The 1,812-nt window shown below is 50.0% G+C and carries 1 protein-coding gene and 1 pseudogene; both read left to right on the top strand.

Annotated elements, in window-relative coordinates:
• Positions 1-624: pseudogene (locus RMO84_RS09980) on the top strand (hypothetical protein); the annotation flags it as partial.
• 80 nt (positions 625-704) lie between these two features.
• Positions 705-1,478 carry a TIGR00297 family protein gene (locus RMO84_RS09975; RefSeq protein ID WP_310488314.1) on the top strand — a complete coding sequence of 258 codons (774 nt, stop codon included), beginning with the start codon at positions 705-707 and terminating at the stop codon, positions 1,476-1,478.
• The last annotated feature ends 334 nt before the right edge of the window (positions 1,479-1,812 follow it).

Raw genomic sequence — 1,812 nt, 5'->3', positions numbered from 1 at the left:
GTTCATCTCAATACTTATGCCATCATCAAAGCCACCGCCAAAGATCGCCTCCGCCAAGCTCAGATCCAGTCGATCCTCCGACCCATTCTCAGTCGATTGGTGAGTAGTTGGGAGACAAGAGAACGCATTAGCGGACATTTACGGGGGATTTTGGCGCAGTGGCAGACGCTGACGCCAATTCCCCCCGGCTACCTAGCAGGCAATATCCTGAACTTACTGATCGAACTCGATCGCGATCGCCAAATTGTCGATTTAGACTGTTCTTTATTACCGATTCGCTCGGCTTACTTCGTCAATGCAACTCTGGAGCGGGTGAATTTTACTGCGGCGAGCTTCGATCGCTCGGTCTTTACTAAAATATCTGATGAGTTGTTAGCAGCGAATTGCGATCCGACGGGCAAACTAGGAGCCGACGATTGTGATATTCGGCAGATTACTAGTACCTGCGAAGCTGAAACGACCTACGTTCTAGATGTCGATCGCCTTCAATCTCAATCTACCGTGCGGCTCGAACGACCTTACGAACAGATGAATATTACTGGAGCGACTGGATTGCCACTAGCACAAATTCAAACACTCAAATTACTAGGCGCGATCGACGATCGATCGATGCTATTCGAGTAATCTCTATCGATCGAATTAGGGTGAAGATATCATAACTAAAGTATTCAATAATAACCTCCCTGCTCCCAACCCCCAACTCCATGCTCCCAAACTGGCTCAACCAAATCCTCGACAATTCCTGGCTGGTCGCGATCGCCCTCAACACCATCTTATTCATCGTTGCCACGCTCGTTCCCAAGAAATTATTAACCCCTGCCGGATTAATTAATGCCTGGGGATTGGGAGTCGTTGTGTGGGGCACCTTGGGATGGCGCGGCTATGGCGTTGTGATGTTTTATTTCCTCGTCGGTTCGGCAGTGACGCGGATCGGGATGGCACAAAAGGAAGCCGCCGGAATTGCCGAAAAACGCGGCGGTGCTAGAGGGCCAGAAAATGTCTGGGGTTCGGCTTTGACAGCAACTATCTGCGCGATCGCGATCGCGGCGATTCATCTAGGCTGGCTGGCTCCGAGCTGGGAACCCGCATTGCTATTGGGTTATGTTGCCAGTTTTAGTACCAAGTTGGCAGATACGACCGCGAGTGAAGTCGGTAAGGCTTATGGCAAAAGTACGTTTTTAATTACGACCTTACAACCCGTTCCCAGAGGGACGGAAGGTGCTGTGAGTTTAGAAGGTACTCTGGCTGGGATCGTGGGTGGGATTCTGATTTCGTTGGTTGCTTATAGCGTGGGGCTGATTAGTTTGACTGGCGTGATAATTTGCACGATCGCGGCTTTTGTCGCGACTAATGTGGAAAGCCTCATCGGTGCGACACTCCAGCCAAAATTTGATTGGTTGACGAATGAATTAGTCAATGTTATCAACACGATTATCGGTGCGATCGTGGCGATCGCCATTTCGTTTTGGTGGCATTAAAAATAGGCCAGAAGAGATTGGCTTAAAGATCCGCCGATTAGAGCCGCAGCGATCGGCAAGTGGATCGTCAGTAGTAGAATTGTCAGATGGGAAAATTTCCTTAGCTAATTACCATTAAAATTAGCTCGTTCCACCGATCGCGAGTCTTGACTCGACCCACTAACTTGCCCCCACTTTCCCTACCCTACCCCGATCGAGATGCCCAACAAAATGCCGACTGACAAGTCCAAATTAGCCAATGCGCACAGCCAGCTAAAAAAACGCCGCCGTCGCATTCTTGCTGGCACTGGAGTGGCTGCACTGTTAGCGACCGGTATGGCGGTTGGCATTGGTA

It is taken from the genome of Chamaesiphon sp. VAR_69_metabat_338 (assembly GCF_031423935.1).
GTDB lineage: Bacteria > Cyanobacteriota > Cyanobacteriia > Cyanobacteriales > Chamaesiphonaceae > Chamaesiphon.
This window is presented reverse-complemented; position numbering and strand designations above follow the sequence as displayed.